Source organism: Vibrio sp. Isolate34, from assembly GCF_022397915.1.
Lineage (GTDB): Bacteria > Pseudomonadota > Gammaproteobacteria > Enterobacterales > Vibrionaceae > Vibrio.
Map to the genome: position 1 here is coordinate 140,552 of NZ_JAKEUO010000007.1, position 17,770 is coordinate 158,321.

The window sequence follows — 17,770 nt, forward strand, 5'->3', positions numbered from 1 at the left end:
CTGAACCAAACAACATAATGCCTTGATCTTTCCGCCAAGGCATTATTAGTTTCTAGGATTCGACGTTTTAACTCCGATGATGCTATTCGTAATTTCCTTTAACGAGTTTAGTGACTGACGGCTAAAACTTATTGCCAAGGTATCAAAGCTTTGAATTTCATTTTCTCATTCTCAGCAGTTCCAGAGTAACCCACATATTGCGCTGGCATAGCAGGGCTGAGCCAGCGACCAAAATCCTGAATTTCCTTTACCTTAAGACCTTGTTTAGACAGCTCTTGTGCAGCACCAACCCGAATCGAGTTACCTGAGAAATGGTGGTTTTCTGCAAGCTGAAGTAAATCACTCGCTCTGCGTAAAATTCGATAGATTGACGAGTCATCCAAAGATTTAAGCCCGATGTTTTCATGCTTATCTATTGCACGAAACACGGGCAAATCCTCTTGTGTTCCAATAAACGAAAGCCAACGACCTAGAGCAAAACTCGCGACTTGTGAAAGCTGGTACACAGAGTCCTTAATCGTGATTTGATAATCGGTATCGGTGGTCTCGATGTCGTTCGTCGATAACAACTTAAGCTCTGAACGCTTCAAAGCACACTCGAACATCACATTATAAATAGCGATATCGCGAATCTCTCTTAAGTTAGCCTTGTCATGCGAAAGCAGCGCGTTCAATTCTGTCAGGTGCACAGATGTCATTGCATTGGTTTGTTTAGCATCACCGGCCATTTGAGCTTGTAAGTGGAGTAGGGTAAAGCGCACTTGTCGATGCTTGATAGGGTTAGCGAAACCGAGCACTGTATGCAATAAACTTATCGTTGCAGTGTAACGTTTTAGCGATGCATATTTTCTGTCATTGGATTCAGTTTCTAGGAAACGACGAATAGCGGTCACAGATGCGGGAAGCGTATTGATACGGTTTTTAGTACAAAACGCGTGGTAGCGATTCCAATCACTATAGATACCTAACAGTGAATTGCGAGAATACTGGTATCCTGTTAACTCATCTATAATTTCAATTGACGCACTATTGTTCAATTTTTCAACAAATGAATTAATTATCACAGAGTCAGATAAAATAGGGACTTTTTTTCTCAAATTACCGTACCTTAGCAGGTGTTTTTGCCATGTTATGCTTGATATCATTAAAAGTATACTTATGATTAATGCAGCGAAAACAAAAAGATGATTAATAGATATGGCTAATTCAATTTACCGAAGCATCCATCTTCAATCGACGGATGCCACTAACACGGTTTGGCGTGCGAAGTTAAAAAATAATGTTATTCAAGGCAACCTAGCTGCCGTTAAGAAGAGTATTGATTGGTGGATTGAAACCGCATCTATTATTGATCCAAAAGAATTCACTGCGTTAAATAAGTCGAGAGGAACTGGTGGTTCGACGGAAAACTTCAACGGCTACCAAATCAAGAATGACACCGGTGAGCCTAATGCGTGGTATTGCATGTTTAACGGTCGCCTAATTAAAGGCGGCAAAATTGCCATCCAACGTCATATAGAAGCTTACTTACTCGCAAAACAAAAAGCAGAGCAACAAAAGAAGTAAATTATGAGCCTAGTATATTCAACAGAAACAGGTCGTATTAAGCCTGAAGAAGAGAAAGTCCAACGTCCTAAAGGCGATGGGATTGTTCGAATCCAAAAAGAAACCAAAGGCCGTAAAGGCAAAGGCGTTTCTGTCGTAACTGGCTTAGACCTAGATGACGCACCATTAAAACTTATGGCAGCAGAACTTAAAAAAGTTTGCGGCTGTGGTGGCTCAGTAAAAGATGGCAACATCGAAATTCAAGGCGACGCGCGTGACAAGATCAAAGCGCACCTTGAAAAGAAAGGCTACAAAGTCAAATTCGCTGGCGGTTAATCTCTAACTAATACCAGGGTTAAAATCGAAGATTATTATCACTGGATATTAGGTATTTTATGGTAAATAACCGTTATGGTTAAATACACAGTATAAATCAGAGAATACCGACAACAAATAAAGGCAGGGCATCACATAAAGAGCCCTGCCTTATTAACATCAAAACAATTTTACATAACGTACATAATACGCAGTGATGGAGATTGAAATCTGAGACTATTCAGCACCTTAGTCTTGACGGATTTTGCACACAATGCTTGATTAAGTCCTTCATGCTGTGGGTTTAATGCCTCGTCAAAAGTTACTGGGGTGCCAAGCTTATGCGACAATCGACTTCTAATGTTATTCACACCGCGTAGAAATTCAGCGGTGTTCTGAGCAATAGCCCTCTGTTTCCGTTTATGTAGAAAAGTGACACTGCAACGAAAATGTGCTCGAAATTATAAGTATTATGGCTGAACGTCCATGACATCGGGCAAATTTGACTCCATAACCGTTCTCTTAGTTCTGTACGCAACAAAACATGTATTTCTAATTTAACTGTATATTTATACAGTTAAATTATTCTTCCCGTAAAACCGCACTTATTGATTGAATATTAATCAAAAACAACAAAATACGACGGTGCTTTGATCTCATTATGAGTTTAATAAGTCTGTTTCCTATAAAGTCGGCTGGTTATTCGTTTTTGGATGCTACGATTCCACCACTCTGCTATTCAAAACTAATCATTGGTTGCGCCAGAATAAGGCATCGCGCATAATCACATAGTCATGCGTACGGATTAGTATTATGAGCGATAAAGCTTTAAGACAACTCAACATATTCCTTGATCTCTTTTCGTACGATCATGGATAAGAACTACATCATCACACAAGACAGATACCCGACCCTCGTTAACACTGACAGAGACCATGATGGCGGCACGATAGGTTCACTACACAACTCAAAAGATGGAATTGAGTTACAGTGTGACTTCAAGCGAACTTATAGCGCTCCATTCTGTGAGATTGAATTCGTAATATCAACAGAAGGAAAAGGGTTAGATCTCTCTACCTACGATTCAGTCACTATCAACATGGATTACCAAGGACAAGAGAACCCAAGGTTTCGCTTCTACATTCGTAACTACGATGAGAACTACAGCGTTCAAGGCGACGCGATTTCTAACAAGTTCAATCGCTTAGATTTCACGTTACCCGATATAGGAAACATCAACTTAGATTACTTCAATGTTCCGCTTTAGTGGATTGACTATTACAACCACCCTATTACTAATAGCGCGGTGGACATTACCAATGCCGTTTCTGTTGAGCTTGGACTTGGCGCTAGCACGCTTGACGGCCACCATAAACTCACGGTGAAAAGCATTGTATTCCATGGCAAGACGATGGACCGTGTTGTGCTAGGAAAGATGTTGATCGGATTATGGGTGATGTATGCGCTCTACTGCATATCTTGTGCTTTATACATCGCCAAGCGAGCGAAAAACGTTGCGGCAGAACAAAGGCGTTTGTTAACTCAAGAGATCGAAGAGTTAAAGGTAAAGGCAACAACCGACCCTTTAACTGGCTGCAGAAACAGAACAGAAGCGTTGGATACCTTCTATGATTTTGAACGTCTTGCACAACAAGGTAAGTCGATTCATATCGCTCTATTCGACCTAGACCATTTCAAGCTAGTAAACGACCAATACGGCCATGAAGTGGGTGATCAGGTTCTGATTCAGTTTGTCTCTACAGCAACCGATAGCCTCGGTGAGCACTACTTATTGTATCGTTGGGGTGGTGAGGAGTTTTTACTGGTCTGCATCGTTCAAAACACGCTACAGTGTAACGAAAGTATCACTAGTCTCTATGATGCTCTTGAGCAAACCTATTGGCCATTTAAACTTGCAATCACTGCATCTGCTGGATTTACACAACTGACACAGAATGAATCAATTCGTTCTGCCATTAAACGCGCAGATCAGGCGCTCTACCAAGCCAAGGACAACGGACGAAACCAAGTCGTTATGTCTTATTAAGGTTCGTGAGACTGCAGCTATACAACACTCAATTAATGCTCTGTCGCTATCTGTATCGTATAGTAGCCAATAGATTCTCAACACCTGATTAAACGAAGTCATAATTAAGCTTTGCTGACTCGACATAGCTACTCCAATCAACTCACACCTTTAAGCTCCCTCTTGTTACCCTGAATAACTCGACAGTAGGACTCTCAGGGTGATTGCACCCTCCCAGAGCACTGCCCTATAAATAGCTTCTTTACGTCCCTATGCTCCTAAATATCTATTCTGAAATTAGCATATTTGACTGACTAAGATTGGGTTAAGCCGAGTTAAATCGATCCCGCTATCGGTATTGAGCAGTTCGGATACTACTTATTTAGCTCTGTTCTTAGTTCAAATACCCAACCATCTATTTACGCGCACTCTCCTGATTATATGCTTTTAAAATTAAAGTCACAGCGTCACCAGACCGAAAAAACGCCATATATTTAACCATTTAGGCACGGTGACATAAATACTGACACCCAAAACGACAGTTGTTTTACTTTCAGGGCTACCTGTAATTAAATTACAAATAGAAAGCAATAAACGCCAACAAAGTGGATTACTCTGATGTAACTAACTGAATAAGTTAAACTTAAGAACTTTGGATAGGTCAGGACTTAGGCTGGATGAAGTATTGGTATGAACGAGATAATATACTAGAGGGTAATATATTTAGTTATAGTGCATTATGTGGGTAAAAAAGAAGGGCTGATGCCCTACTCTTCTTTATTACTCATTTCTTCACGAATTTGCTCAGCAACGATTTTGATAGCTTGTGCTGTGCTGATGCCTTGAGTCATCATTTCTTGAATTCGTTCAACAGCTTTCTGTTGTTCTTCGTGAGAAAGGGTTGGTAAGTCGTTTAGCATGCTCTGCTCCTTTATTTAGGAGCAGAACTATATAAGGACTGTTAGTAACTAGCAAGGAAATTGATTGAAGCACCCATCGCATTTTCATTCGTGTAGTTAGCACTGATATCTAACTGGAATAAATTAAGCGGAGACAAACCAATACCGGCTGTGACTGTTCCTTCCGAATCAGAGTAAGCCAGGTTCTTGTAGTACCCTCCCCTTAGCTTAAGCTGGCGTAGCAGGTCGACTTCAGTACCCACACGAATCATCTGCTCGTTATCATCAAATGAGGTGAACTTCTCCGCCTCATTCAAATCGTAATCGACGCTTAACGTAAAGTAGTCAGACACAATACCTGCACCAACGGTATAAACAGGCTCAAGTTGATAAGTGTATTTACCACCGACTTGGTGAGTCGCGCCAGTTGTGCTGCTGGTTAGTGTTCTCGTTGTATCTTTAGTTTCGATATCTCGAGAGATTAAGTTGGTTGCCGCAACACCGACTCGGAATGGACCAAAGAACCAAAGAGCACCAGCATCCATGTTGAAAGCTGTTTCACCGTCACTGTTTTCTCTTACGTCGGACAGGTCGTAATCATTAACTGAAGCAACATAGTTGTATGTGTATATACGTTGGATTTTAGGTGTAATACCAAATGAAATGTGTTGGCCCATGAAGGTTTGGTATTTAGCAAGAGAAAGGCCGACTTCGGCTACACCGATTGAAACCGCTTCAACGGTCGACAACTCCACTTTGTCCGTATCGGAACCGGTTGTGTAAACATCAGGCGTCGCAAAAGATTCTGTGTAAGCTTTAGCAAATAGGTTTGCAGCAACAAACTGGTTAGGAAGTGCAAATGCGACAACACCACCAAGCTCTACATTAGCTTGGTTACCATCAAGTCTATTAAGCGCCGCATCTAAATCAGCAGTATTTGAAGCATCAATAACACTATCGATATTCGATTTCATATCGTTAGGATCATTATAATTACCACCAAAGCTAGGCGTAATCATGCCCATATCATCGTTACGACGATAGATTGCAACCAATGCTGGGTTATAGAATGGAGCGGTTAAGAAGTTTGCAGAAACAACACCAACACCACCCATCGCATCACCACGCGCTTCAATGGCGTAGTTTGCTGCTGAAAGAGGAAGACTGGCGAATGCAATTGACGCTGCGAGTAGTTTAGTCGTTTTTTTCATGCCGTTTATCTTTGTTAGATCCCTTACATAGTTAACGGCACAATTTTAAATTACTTTAACTCTTCTTCGCTAGAAATATCATAAGTTTTACTGATAGTTTGTGCTTGTTCTATCGTTATGTCGCCTTGCCAGCGCGAATGTATCATCGAAACGGCAAGTACGTAGCGATCATTGGGGAGATCTTCACCTGTGAGATTCATCGGATAATCCGATTCGTAAGTTTTGCCCCACACCTGTTCGTAGTGCTCGTCGACATAATCGTACAAACCAACTTCAAGCTTAGGAAGTGGACAATAAGGGTTAAGCAGTTCTTTTTTATCGATACGCCACGTGTCTTTAGATGCCCAGCGAACTTGCTGACGCATGGCAACTTCGCCAAGAATAATCCAAGTGCTCCAAGAATTACCGCCATCACCTTTCACGTTTAAACGATACAAACCAGAATCGAGCTGTGACGCTAAGTTGTAGCGCTTGCGATACATATTGACTGAGGCGTTGTTGACGACTTCGTTCTCTTTGGTGAATTCGCTATCAGACGAGACAACTTTATCGACCCATTTTTCGAGAGTGATGTCTTGAATGTTGTTATCAGATTCAACCTCAATCGCAACACGGAATGTATCTCGCCCTGGGCTTTGAATGACGTGTCTTTTTACGACCACCGAACTTATCCAACTCGGTAATGTCTTTTTGGTGAGGGTTTTACCACAATCTTTATTCAACGCTTGGTCGAATAGTTCATTGAGGTGCTCTTCTCTAGATTGAGAAGCATTGATTTGCCAAACTTCCACGAATGAATCAAACATCTGGGACAAATCGTTATCCAATAGATGTTTGTGTACTTGGGTTAGAGCATCGCTGTTCTTAAACCAATCTGTTGCGTGCGCGGTATTGAACACGCCAGACAGCAATAACAGTGGAAGTAAGGCTTTTTTCATTACGCTTTCATCTTGTAGCCAACGCCACGTAGCGTTTCGATTTCTAGACCCGGCAGTTTCTGTCTAAGTTGCAGAACGTGTGTGTCTACTGTACGTGTTGTTGGGAAGTGGTTGTAACCCCATACGTGATCAAGTAGCTCGTCACGAGTGAAAACCCGACCAAGGTTGCTTGCCAGGAACAATAGTAGGTCAAACTCGGTACGTGTTAGCGTTACTTCTTGTTCGTTGAAAAACACTTCACGAGTTGCTTTATCGATAACAAGATTTTGAGCAATAACTTTTGATGCATCTTGTTCTTCAGCGTCTGGTAAGCGAAGTTGAGCACGAATACGAGCAAACAGCTCTGCTTCTGCGAATGGCTTCGTTAGGTAGTCGTTTGCACCCGAATCTAGGCCCGCGACTTTATCTTTTACTGTAACTAATGCTGTTAGCAAAATTACAGGGATATCTTTCTTTTTCTTCCAGCCAGGAAGTGAATCTACTGAGTCACCATCAGGAAGTTGACGGTCTAGGATAACCAGATCCGCTTGTTCCCAATAGCCTTCAACTTCAGAGATCAGTTCTGCATGCAAACATTCATATCCAGCTTGCTCAAGGCTAACTAATAAACCGTCAGCTAAATTTTTATCATCTTCAACGAGAAGCAATGTCTGTTTCACAAGGTATCTCCAAAATAAATGTTGTCGGGGGGCCGATTAGCGTCATGTGACCGCCCATTTTTCCGACCATAGATTCTACTATCGTCAGACCTAAACCAAGTCCACTCTTACTAACGAATGGCTTTCTTAGTTGCCCCCAGTCTTTGCGGGACAAGTCTCCATTATCTATAACTTTGAATGTCAGCTTCTTGTCAGAAGTATTCAGTTCTAGTATCACTGGTGCGACACCGTATTTCACAGCATTTCTGATCAGGTTATCGATACACGTTCCTAACCAATATACGTTCACTTTTGCAGCAATATCTTGGTTAATGCGCAGTTCAATACCCGGCGCAAAATCTTCTGCAACTTTGTACTCTAACCACTCTTGGACACTTGGCACCCACTCAGTTGCGAGTGGTTGGTTGTCCGACTGTAGGTAGTCTTTACTTGCTTCTGCTAACTGCCTTAAACGACGCGTGTCTTCACATAACCTACGGAACTCATCGTATACCGATTCAGGTAAGTGTTCGAACTCACGTCTGAAGCCTTCAACGGTCAATGATAAACTCGCAATCGGTGTTCTCAGTTCGTGTGTTAAAATCTGAAGAACCAACATACGACTCTTCAATTCCTGTTTCTTACTGTTCCAACGATATATCGCCCAACCTAGCACAAGCATGATGTTGGCAATCACCAAAATGAACATTGCGACCTGAAGCAGTTCAGAGTGATCTTCAATTTCCCAACACACATTACCACGTTGGACGAAGCAGCTCTTACCTTCTGAAGATAAGCTGAACGACAACCCCGCTACCGTCGCGTTTTCATGCCAGTCAGACTCTTTGTATAGGTAATATCTGTCGCCACGTTTGACCCACATTTCATCGAGCTCAACAAACATACTCGCGCCAGCTAAAAGTGCAGTAATAGCTTCGCTATCCATCTGCTGCAAACGAGACAACAATTCATCATGTTCGGTGTTTGGTCGCTCTTGAATATGCATAAAGCGCTTCAGAGAGTCGAACTTTTCTGGGTACTTCTCAACGTATCGCGCAGCATAAGAACCGCCGCCAGGATGAATCAAACCACTACGGCTAAACCAACGATCAGAAAGCTTGGTGCCTTTACACATTGCACGAGTAAAAACTAACGGTTCAGTAATCAAAGGGCTTAACGGCAGTTTACCGCTACAGGTTTTTGATAACTGGTATAAGCGCTGGATATCTTTTAACGGGTACTCTGATGTTTGTGGCAGCATAGAAGATGGCATGATCAAGCGTGTTGGATAATCAGCCTGCAGCACTCGAATATCGTAAGATTCGATTGCCGTTTCATGATCAAAGAGTTTGGTGAAATTATCGATACGCTCAGGTAAAGAGTCAGCAAATGCGTTTGCTGACACAGACAACGTAGCGATTAGAAGAGTAAATGTTCTTTTGATGATCACAAACCAACGCAAATTCATATAGATCAACCAAATATATACCATTCGCTATCAAAGATAAATTTTAACCGCATGAAAAGCAGTGAGAATGGCGAGTTACAGAGATAAAGTCCGATATATGACGGCAACATTGCACACACCTGCTAGCTGACTAGTTTTAGCGCCCAGCCTCAATTCGAACAGGTGTTGCATAGGCTTGGCCTGTTTCGTAACAGCTGAGTCCACACATAGGGTCGCTTTCGTAAGATAAAAAAAAGGAGCTCAAATGAGCTCCTTCGTTTACAAGTAATTTTAGAACAAACCTTATAGGTGCTCTAAAATCCCCAGACAACTCTGTTTCGCATCGCCAAACAGCATCTGTGTGTTCTCTTTAAAGAACAGTGGATTTTGGACACCGGCGTAACCTGTGTTCATAGAACGTTTGAACACGATAACATTTTGAGCGTTCCAAACTTCCAAAACTGGCATGCCAGCGATTGGGCTGTTTGGATCTTCTAGTGCTGCAGGGTTGACGGTGTCGTTTGCACCAATAACCAATACAGTATCTGTCTCGTCGAAGTCATCGTTAATTTCGTCCATTTCAAGAACGATATCGTAAGGTACTTTTGCTTCAGCAAGCAGTACGTTCATGTGACCCGGTAACCTACCAGCAACTGGGTGGATGCCAAATCGAACATTTACGCCCTGCGCTCTTAGCTTCTCAGTGATTTCGTGCACTGGATACTGAGCTTGAGCTACTGCCATGCCGTATCCCGGTGTGATGATCACTGACTTAGAGTCCTTAAGCATATCAGCCACATCTTTAGCTGAAGTTTCACGGTGTTCACCTTGCTCTTCATCGCCATCAGATACTGTGACTTCTTGGCCAAAGCCACCAGCGATAACACTAATGAACGAACGGTTCATCGCCTTACACATGATGTACGACAGGATTGCACCTGACGAACCAACGAGTGCACCGGTTACGATAAGCAAGTCGTTCGCAAGCATGAAACCTGCCGCCGCCGCTGCCCAGCCTGAGTACGAGTTCAGCATAGAAACAACCACTGGCATATCTGCACCACCAATCGATGCCACTAGGTGGTAACCGAATGCAAATGCGATAAGGGTCATTACCATCAGTGCAAACATGCTGCCGTCTGCTTTCACGAACATGATCATAAGCAGTGTAGAAACAACGATAGCCGCTAGGTTCCATTTGTGCTTGTGAGGAATGTTCAGTGCAGACGAAGAGATAACACCGCGAAGCTTACCAAACGCAACAATCGAACCTGTGAACGTCACAGCACCGATAAATACGCCAAGGAATACTTCTACTAGGTGGATCACGTGCTCTGCATGAATATCAGCAGGGTTAAGTGACACAGCCGCCGGTGGATCGATGTAGCTGTTGTAACCCACAAGTACCGCTGCCATACCAACGAAGCTGTGCAGAATTGCCACCAGTTCAGGCATTTCAGTCATTTCTACTTTTCTTGCGTAGTGGATACCAATACCACCACCGATCACCATTGCAATGATGATCCACACAATACCTGCAGAGTGAGGGCCAAAGATCGTCGCGATCAACGCGATTGCCATACCCGTGATACCGTAATAGTTACCTGCACGTGCAGATTCCTGTTTCGATAATCCAGCCAAGCTCATAATAAAGAATACAGCAGCAACAATATAAGCTGCTTGTACTAATCCTTCAGACATCTGTTACTCCTTAGTCTTTACGGAACATTTCAAGCATACGTTTGGTCACGGTAAAGCCACCAAAGATATTGATACTTGCAATTAAAACGGCAATGAAAGATAGGAAAGTCACGACGCCGCTTCCTTGTCCAATCTGTAATAGCGCACCTACCACAATGATCCCTGAAATCGCATTCGTTACAGACATCAAAGGCGTATGAAGAGAATGGCTAACATTCCAAACTACGTAATAACCCACCACACAAGCGAGAACAAAAACGGTAAAGTGAGATAAGAACGCAGCAGGAGCAACCGAAGCTATCCAAGCGAATGCACCAACAGCAACCGCCATACCCGCCGCTTTCTTAATTTGAGAAACAGGTTCTTCAACTTTAGGCTCGGGTTTCGTTGCTTTTGGTTTAGCTTGTTGTTGAGGTTGAGCAGAAACTTGAATTGGTGGAGCTGGCCAAGTGACTTCTCCCTCTTTAACCACAGTAACACCACGCAGCACAACATCTTCAAAGTCGATATTGATATTGCCGTCTTTTTCTTTGCAGAGCAGTTTCAACAAGTTAACAAGGTTAGTCGCGTACAGCTGAGAAGATTGAGTCGGCAAACGACCAACCATATCCGTGTAACCAACAACTTTGACACCATTCGCAGTAGTGATGACTTGATCTGCAACCGTGTATTCACAGTTACCGCCGTTCGCAGCCGCCAGATCCACAATCACGCTACCCGCACTCATGCTATCGACCATCTCTTTGGTAATCAGCTTAGGTGCAGGGCGACCTGGAATCAGTGCCGTTGTAATGATGATGTCGACGTCTTTTGCTTGAGCCGCATAGAGCTCTTCCGCTTTCTTGTTGAATGCTTCAGACATCTCTTTCGCATAGCCATCACCAGCGCCCGTATCTTCTTGGAAATCCACTTCCAAGAATTCAGCGCCCATGGACTCTACTTGCTCTTTTACTTCCGGACGAACATCGAATGAACGAACAATGGCACCTAAGCTACCTGCTGCACCAATTGCCGCTAGGCCAGCAACACCTGCACCTGCAACCAGTACTTTCGCTGGTGGAACTTTACCTGCCGCTGTAATTTGACCTGTGAAGAATCGACCAAATTCATGTGCCGCTTCAACAACTGCACGATAACCCGCAATGTTTGCCATAGAACTTAGCGCATCGAGAGCTTGAGCTCTTGAAATACGAGGCACAGAATCCATCGCCATCACGTTGATGTTACGACTGGACAATTGTTCCATTAATTCTGGGTTTTGAGCAGGCCAAATAAAGCTGACCAATGTTGCGCCATCTTTAAGTAGATCGATTTCATTTTTAGATTCGTCAACAATCGGGGCGTTAACTTTAAAGATGATATCGGATTTCCAAGCTTCATCTGCGCTTACAACTTTTGCACCAGCTTGTTCATAAGCTGAATCTTCAAAACTTGCTAGCGCACCTGCTTGTGATTCAACACAAACTTCAAATCCTAACTTTAGAAGCTGTTCGACCGATTTCGGCGATGCAGCGACTCGCGTTTCACCAGCGAGCGTTTCTCTTGGTACACCTATCAACAAATTAGACTCCTTGTGTATCAATTTGTGATTATTATTCTTACCAAAGACAAATTAAAGAGGTCGTAAGCGCACTTGGCTACACCAATTTGCATAGCGACACTTCAACTATTGGCACAATGACTTATTCGTTTGTATCTAACGACAACTAATACTTCAAGCGTTTTGTTCAAAGAACAGAAAAAGTTATTACTTATAACGATTTGGATAGAATTTGAGCGCGTAATTTCGATAAATGAAGGCCATCTCGAACAAAGAGGTCAAACCACTTGCCAATAATCCTTTTAATAACAACCGACTAGCTGTTCTTTGTCCCTAAAACTAAAAAGAGCTTTCAGCATATACACTGAAAGCTCTCTAAATTATGACCAACATCAATTCTAACCCTAATTGGCTAGCTAAATATGTTGTCGCCCATTTGGTCGATGAACATCTGCGATTTCTTGAGCATCAATTCATTGGCATCTTGTTTGTTTGAAACAACATCTGAACGAATAAAACGATGAGTTTTAATTTCACCGTCAATTTCTTTCTCGATTCGCCCAGCAACACGGTATTGACCAGATTCAGCAATGGCATCTTGATAGATATTGAAGCCTTTATATTCGACTGGCTCAATCTCTACTTTTTGTTCGTTTTTTTCTTTGCCACCAAATAATCTAGATAAGAATCCCACGTTTTTTACTCCTTAAATGACCGTACTGACACTAAACTATCATGACTGTTTACGGTTCAACAATGGCTTTTCATACCATTGCAATTCTACGTCATCATCAAAATTGTGTTGACTAAATATAACGGGCACATTGTCGTTACGTTCACGTCTTCGATCGTCAATAATCATACTTTCTGCATTTTTGACCGCGATCTCACTATTACGTTTGTAGAGCACCAATTTGTCTTCCGGCAGCGCTGAAAGAAAATCGATATCGAAACGAATGTAGATTGGTTTAAGCTGACCTAAAGCCAGACATGCAAGATCCGCCAACTGTTCGTTCGTATAACTAGACACATATTCCTCGGTAGCCAACACGTGGCCCACCAGAGTTTCCATATAATTGTGTACATCCACACTTATTTGCATACTACACCTCTATTTGTAGCGGTTGTTTATGACCTAGTACTGAACAATGAACAACCTAATCGCAAAACTCACTTTAACTTCGTTATAAAGCTTACTCGAACTTCATTACAGATTTACATTGCTTGCTGCTCAGCATGTAACCATTAAGTACAAACCACCTAGGTTTTGTTAAGTATCTATAACGACTAATTAATTTCTCATATATACTGTGTAGTTCGTTCTACGGTTAATAGCAACTCAAATACATATAAACTTGGTTGCACCAATAGCGACCTATGGCTATGTTTTTACTCTCATTTAAGCAAAATGCTTGGCAATCGCTTGTTTAACCGTATCCTACGTATAGTATTAATTAATAAGATCATCATTATAGTTAGGCTCACCACATAAATGGCATCATCTTTTGTAACGTCGAGCATGTTTCGATTTTGCTTCCCTTTACTCCTTCTAGCAATTTTACTTGCAGGTATGAACAACGTCATTCTTGTGACGGATTCAAACTTAGGGTTTGCTAGCAACCTTCCATATATTTTATTGAGCGTTGCGGTTTTACTGTGCCACACATTTAAACAAGGTCGAATGGCTATGGTGTCTGTCACCATGCTTCTCGCTTACCTGATCATCCAAGTTCGTTTACAAACGCCTCTCAATACTGGAACGACTTTATTAGAGCTCTCGTTGCTTGCAGCATTAGTGCCTGTTACCTGCTTACTGGTGTATGCCTTCCCCGATAACGGCGTTAACTCAAAGTCGATGTTTCTATATGTCTTGGTTCTTGTTCTATTCATGGTTTGGGCGCAACTGATCGTTTCTCACTTCCATGACGGCGGTTTTGAATCATGGAGTGAAGGCCTTTTGTTCATTGTTAGAGACTTCTCCAAACTGCCTTTTGTGTTAGTGTTGTATAGCCTTTGCTTGCTTGGCCTTACTGCCATTCTAGTGTTGGTGTATAACCGCTCTATCGATGTTGTGGTTTACAGCGCTATCCTGCTTTCTTCTTGTACATTCATCTTCTTCGACGTTCAGTACATCTCCAGTACCATGTTCTCGTTGTCAGGGACCTTGATTATCATCTACGTGATGTCTGCAAGCCACGACATGGCCTTTAATGACCAACTGACTAACATCCCTGGCCGTCATGCTTTAGAAGTGGATATGAAGCACTTAGGGCGTAAGTACTCAATGGCAATGGTCGATATCGATCACTTCAAAAAATTTAACGATACCTACGGGCATGACATTGGCGACGATGTATTGAAGCTAGTCGCTCGTATATTGAGAGAAACAACTGGTGGTGCAAAAGCTTATCGCTATGGTGGTGAAGAGTTCACGATCATTTTCAAAGGTAAGCACACCGATCAAGTAAAAGAGCATCTGCAAGTTTTGATTTCTGAGATTCAGAATTACGACATGATAATTCGTAACACAAACGACCGCCCTGATGACCATGAAGTAGGTATGAAAAAGCGTGGCAAGAATGGCAAGCCAAATGAAGTGGTGAATGTGACTGTCAGTATTGGGCTTTCTGATAGTACAACCACCAGACATCCTGAAGAAGTGTTGAAGCTTGCCGATAACGCGCTCTACAAAGCGAAAGAAACCGGCCGAAACAAACTGTGCGTTAACAGTTAAACGCTACAGCTAAAAGATCGAGTTACCATCGCGATAGTAATCATTGTAAGACAGCTTACGCATGGTGGAAGTTGATGGCACTTGGCAAGTGTTTAATCTTGGTTAAAGAAGATCACCAAGCTCCCACCTTTCAAACTGCTTCCGTAATTGATCGTAAAGCCAATGCCCACATTATCGACCCATTCGTTAAATAAGTTTGGGTTAAGCAGCCAGCCTACACTGCCCTCGTAATACGACGTTGTACCCATAGGCACGACGGTATCACCACCAATATCAATTCTCTTGATGCTCGAATACATGGACGTAATGTTCTTATCCCAACGAACTAAGTCATAAAAGATCTTCGCTTCATTAGCAATATACCAACCTTCCGGGTTCCCCACATCGCCGTTGTTAGCCTCTCCCCAACCAACACCATTAAAATAATGCCAACTGGTACTCAATTTATACTTGCCCCAATCGTTCTTATCTTCGTAAGTTAGCTTGATTTTTGGCTCGATTATGTACGCCCAAGCGTCAGTATTGAGATATACACCATCCAGTTGATCTTGAATCGGCTTTAGTAATGAAGCTCGATATTTATAGTCGTTACGATAGTAAGAGATATGGTTACCGATTGCAGAACTAAAACTCCAATATTCATCTAACTGGGACACATTTACGAATTCTACGTATCCAGAAACTATAGATTCTTTTTGAAAATCGTTTTTGTTTTCTGAAGCGAACTCAACATCATTCTCTATCCGCAATGCAGACAAGCGTAGTGCCACCTCTTGATGATTGTCTTCAATATAACCAGGTAATTCAAATGTGTAAGGCAAACTGAGAGAGGTGATGTTTTGTCGACGACTCACCGAATCATTCGAACCGATATCTTCATTATCTAAATGAAATACTTTATTTGGATCGAAATTATTGATACCAAAGGTGAAAACATCGGTATCGTTGAGCAATACGCTGGTGGCAAAGCTCTGCTCTAAATCCTTTCGGAAAACATCAGATAGCGAGTTAGCATTAACAGTGGCTGGTAAAGCGGTAAGAAATAGTGGAACCGCAAATATCCAATATGTACTCGCCATAGAAAATGGCTTTGAATGTGGCATTTCTCTTATCACTAAAGTACTTCCTAGCTCAAACGCTAATAGAAGTATAAATTCAAATTTCTAAAAGAGCTAACTAACGAGCAAGTTCCAAAATGTTGCGTTGTATGAAGGTGTTTCTACCACTTTGCTTTGCTTGGTAAAGCGCTTGGTCGACCTTCTCGTATATAGAAGCGATGGACTCGTCACCCTCAGGCACAAAGGAGAGCACACCCTGTGACACTGTCACTCTATCAGATACGGTCGAGTGGGCATGGGCGTAGTTCATTTCATGCAAGGCTTCCTTTATACGAGTCGCGTGTAATTTAGCGGCTTCGTTGTCCGTGTCACTTAAGATCAAAACAAACTCTTCACCACCGTAGCGGCCAACAAACTCTCCCGCACGAACGAACAGTTGTTTCAAGGTATTAGCAAGCCCTTGTAAGCACTTATCCCCTTGAAGGTGGCCGTAATTATCGTTGTAAGGTTTAAAGAAATCTACATCTAGAAGTATGACAGTCATGGATATATTACGTCTTCCGTGCCACGCAATGCTCTCTTCAAGTTTAGTATCCATATATCGACGGTTGTATAATTTGGTTAAGCCGTCTTCGTTGGCTTGTTGTTGCAGGAGTATATTGAGTTCTTCAAGTTTCGCGGTACTTTGTTTTAGCTCACGCCTCATGTGCGCGATACGTTGCATCGCAATCAACTTAGAATTGAGGACTACTTTGTTTACAGGCTTGATCAAGTAATCATCACCACCAGCATCAATCGCTTTGGCGATCATTTCTGGCTCTTCATGACCACTCAAGAAGATGATAGGCACCCACTCTGGGAATTGTCGACGAACCTCGTTAGCGACCTCAAAACCGTCCATGTCTGGCATGTTAATATCCAGTAACACAAGTTCAGGATCAAAATCAGAATAGACGTTTAGGGCTTCTTTTCCGCTACCGACAGCTTCCACGATGTGACCCAGTTGCTTGAGTCGAATAGCAAGTTGCATCCTGTCTAGTTGAACATCATCAACCAGCAATATGCGCATCGAAGATCCCTTTTCTATCATCACATCACCTTTATCTAGCGTTGAATATTCAAAGTAGCTCAAATTTGGGCTTAAATCATGCCCTAATCTCTATATTATATTGACTTTTTTACAGATCTTTTTAGCATTGTTTCTTTTTAAAGAGAAATACTATGTCAGACGCTACAAACAACGAAGTACAAGAAATCGATTTAACCACTATCTCGCCAGAGCTTCGCCAAGTTATCGAATTTGATGAAGTGCCTAAAGAGATGCACAACATGGTTACTTCTATTCATGAGGTGTCTGAAGAAGCAGTGCGTGAAACTTGGAGCAGCCTTCCAGCAAGCGCACAAAATGTTTTGGACAACTTCGAGCAATTCCACGCTCTAATCTCTGTTAGCCAAGCTTTTGCTGGCGTAAACATGATGGAAGAGTTCCCTACTCTTAAACTTCCAGAAGGCATGACTGACGAAGAGAAAGAAGAGTACCGAGCTCAACTGTTAGACCAAATTTTACACAACTGCGTAAAAGACATGGCTAAGCAAATCAAGAAAGCTCGTCGTGATGCTATCTTGAAGCGTGACTTTAAAGAAGTTTTTACTAAGTAAGTAGCCAAGCGCCTAACTTTAGGTTAGCGCCAACAGTAATACTGATGACTAAGCCGCAT

The 17,770-nt window shown here is 42.3% G+C and carries 16 protein-coding genes and 1 pseudogene; 5 read left to right on the forward strand and 12 right to left on the reverse strand.

The window, feature by feature from the left end:
• Positions 1–128: 128 nt before the first annotated feature.
• A complete protein-coding gene (locus tag L1D22_RS09985; RefSeq protein ID WP_239829648.1) occupies positions 129–1,097 on the reverse strand; it encodes a tyrosine-type recombinase/integrase in 969 nt (322 codons plus the stop codon).
• Positions 1,098–1,197: 100 nt separating this feature from the next.
• Here L1D22_RS09985 and L1D22_RS09990 point away from each other — a divergent pair, with 100 nt between their 5' ends.
• From L1D22_RS09990 to L1D22_RS10000, 3 genes and pseudogenes are all read left to right on the forward strand, one after another.
• A complete protein-coding gene (locus tag L1D22_RS09990; protein ID WP_102383143.1) occupies positions 1,198–1,566 on the forward strand; it encodes a DUF3319 domain-containing protein in 369 nt (122 codons plus the stop codon).
• Positions 1,567–1,569: 3 nt separating this feature from the next.
• The gene (yciH, locus tag L1D22_RS09995) at positions 1,570–1,881 is read left to right on the forward strand and encodes a stress response translation initiation inhibitor YciH (RefSeq protein ID WP_008221404.1); all 312 of its coding nucleotides are present in this window, start codon (positions 1,570–1,572) and stop codon (positions 1,879–1,881) included.
• A gap of 792 nt (positions 1,882–2,673) precedes the next feature.
• Positions 2,674–3,907, forward strand: a pseudogene (locus L1D22_RS10000) (GGDEF domain-containing protein).
• A gap of 746 nt (positions 3,908–4,653) precedes the next feature.
• Here L1D22_RS10000 and L1D22_RS10005 read toward each other — a convergent pair.
• The 9 genes from L1D22_RS10005 to L1D22_RS10045 all read right to left on the reverse strand — a co-directional run bounded on the left by L1D22_RS10005 (position 4,654) and on the right by L1D22_RS10045 (position 13,362).
• The gene (locus L1D22_RS10005; protein WP_004731009.1) at positions 4,654–4,806 is read right to left on the reverse strand and encodes a YoaH family protein; all 153 of its coding nucleotides are present in this window, start codon (positions 4,804–4,806) and stop codon (positions 4,654–4,656) included.
• A gap of 41 nt (positions 4,807–4,847) precedes the next feature.
• Positions 4,848–5,996 (reverse strand): conjugal transfer protein TraF, encoded by a 1,149-nt coding sequence (locus L1D22_RS10010; RefSeq protein WP_239829649.1) that lies wholly within the window; start codon positions 5,994–5,996, stop codon positions 4,848–4,850.
• A gap of 50 nt (positions 5,997–6,046) precedes the next feature.
• Entirely contained in the window at positions 6,047–6,934 is an 888-nt protein-coding gene (locus L1D22_RS10015; RefSeq protein ID WP_239829650.1) for a DUF2861 family protein, read from the reverse strand.
• A complete protein-coding gene (gene vxrB / locus L1D22_RS10020) occupies positions 6,934–7,593 on the reverse strand; it encodes a response regulator transcription factor VxrB (protein WP_017632827.1) in 660 nt (219 codons plus the stop codon). Before vxrB ends, L1D22_RS10015 begins: the two co-directional genes overlap by 1 nt.
• Positions 7,568–9,040 carry a sensor histidine kinase VxrA gene (gene vxrA / locus L1D22_RS10025; RefSeq protein WP_239829651.1) on the reverse strand — a complete coding sequence of 491 codons (1,473 nt, stop codon included), beginning with the start codon at positions 9,038–9,040 and terminating at the stop codon, positions 7,568–7,570. The genes vxrB and vxrA overlap by 26 nt, the downstream gene beginning before the upstream one ends.
• Positions 9,041–9,322: 282 nt before the next feature.
• Positions 9,323–10,720, reverse strand: coding sequence for a Re/Si-specific NAD(P)(+) transhydrogenase subunit beta (gene pntB, locus L1D22_RS10030; protein ID WP_239829652.1), 1,398 nt, complete (start codon positions 10,718–10,720; stop codon positions 9,323–9,325).
• Between the two features lie 10 nt (positions 10,721–10,730).
• Complete coding sequence (pntA, locus tag L1D22_RS10035) at positions 10,731–12,281, reverse strand: Re/Si-specific NAD(P)(+) transhydrogenase subunit alpha (RefSeq protein ID WP_239829653.1); 1,551 nt, start codon at positions 12,279–12,281, stop codon at positions 10,731–10,733.
• Between the two features lie 391 nt (positions 12,282–12,672).
• A complete protein-coding gene (locus L1D22_RS10040) occupies positions 12,673–12,954 on the reverse strand; it encodes an HlyU family transcriptional regulator (protein ID WP_239829654.1) in 282 nt (93 codons plus the stop codon).
• Between the two features lie 39 nt (positions 12,955–12,993).
• Positions 12,994–13,362: a late competence development ComFB family protein gene (locus L1D22_RS10045; RefSeq protein WP_176679669.1), complete on the reverse strand. Its 369-nt coding sequence runs from the start codon at positions 13,360–13,362 to the stop codon at positions 12,994–12,996.
• A 390-nt stretch (positions 13,363–13,752) separates the two neighbouring features.
• Between L1D22_RS10045 and L1D22_RS10050 the strand changes: the two genes are divergently transcribed.
• Positions 13,753–14,994: a GGDEF domain-containing protein gene (locus L1D22_RS10050; RefSeq protein ID WP_239829655.1), complete on the forward strand. Its 1,242-nt coding sequence runs from the start codon at positions 13,753–13,755 to the stop codon at positions 14,992–14,994.
• A 92-nt stretch (positions 14,995–15,086) separates the two neighbouring features.
• On the opposite strand, the gene L1D22_RS10055 is transcribed toward L1D22_RS10050, so the two are convergent.
• Both L1D22_RS10055 and L1D22_RS10060 read right to left on the reverse strand, forming a co-directional pair.
• The gene (locus L1D22_RS10055; RefSeq protein WP_239829656.1) at positions 15,087–16,097 is read right to left on the reverse strand and encodes a Solitary outer membrane autotransporter beta-barrel domain; all 1,011 of its coding nucleotides are present in this window, start codon (positions 16,095–16,097) and stop codon (positions 15,087–15,089) included.
• Positions 16,098–16,170: 73 nt separating this feature from the next.
• Positions 16,171–17,121 carry a diguanylate cyclase gene (locus L1D22_RS10060; RefSeq protein WP_239829657.1) on the reverse strand — a complete coding sequence of 317 codons (951 nt, stop codon included), beginning with the start codon at positions 17,119–17,121 and terminating at the stop codon, positions 16,171–16,173.
• A gap of 152 nt (positions 17,122–17,273) precedes the next feature.
• Here L1D22_RS10060 and L1D22_RS10065 point away from each other — a divergent pair, with 152 nt between their 5' ends.
• A complete protein-coding gene (locus L1D22_RS10065; RefSeq protein ID WP_017632818.1) occupies positions 17,274–17,711 on the forward strand; it encodes a DUF3069 domain-containing protein in 438 nt (145 codons plus the stop codon).
• The last annotated feature ends 59 nt before the right edge of the window (positions 17,712–17,770 follow it).

Bases quoted from the DNA above. Each gene is read 5' to 3' on its own strand.
- L1D22_RS09990 (WP_102383143.1), top strand. From the start codon at position 1,198: ATGGCTAATTCAATTTACCGAAGCATCCATCTTCAATCGACGGATGCC.
- yciH (WP_008221404.1), top strand. From the start codon at position 1,570: ATGAGCCTAGTATATTCAACAGAAACAGGTCGTATTAAGCCTGAAGAA.
- L1D22_RS10005 (WP_004731009.1), bottom strand. From the start codon at position 4,806: ATGCTAAACGACTTACCAACCCTTTCTCACGAAGAACAACAGAAAGCT.
- L1D22_RS10010 (WP_239829649.1), bottom strand. From the start codon at position 5,996: ATGAAAAAAACGACTAAACTACTCGCAGCGTCAATTGCATTCGCCAGT.
- L1D22_RS10015 (WP_239829650.1), bottom strand. From the start codon at position 6,934: ATGAAAAAAGCCTTACTTCCACTGTTATTGCTGTCTGGCGTGTTCAAT.
- vxrA (WP_239829651.1), bottom strand. From the start codon at position 9,040: ATGAATTTGCGTTGGTTTGTGATCATCAAAAGAACATTTACTCTTCTA.
- pntB (WP_239829652.1), bottom strand. From the start codon at position 10,720: ATGTCTGAAGGATTAGTACAAGCAGCTTATATTGTTGCTGCTGTATTC.
- L1D22_RS10045 (WP_176679669.1), bottom strand. From the start codon at position 13,362: ATGCAAATAAGTGTGGATGTACACAATTATATGGAAACTCTGGTGGGC.
- L1D22_RS10050 (WP_239829655.1), top strand. From the start codon at position 13,753: ATGGCATCATCTTTTGTAACGTCGAGCATGTTTCGATTTTGCTTCCCT.
- L1D22_RS10055 (WP_239829656.1), bottom strand. From the start codon at position 16,097: ATGCCACATTCAAAGCCATTTTCTATGGCGAGTACATATTGGATATTT.
- L1D22_RS10060 (WP_239829657.1), bottom strand. From the start codon at position 17,121: ATGCGCATATTGCTGGTTGATGATGTTCAACTAGACAGGATGCAACTT.
- L1D22_RS10065 (WP_017632818.1), top strand. From the start codon at position 17,274: ATGTCAGACGCTACAAACAACGAAGTACAAGAAATCGATTTAACCACT.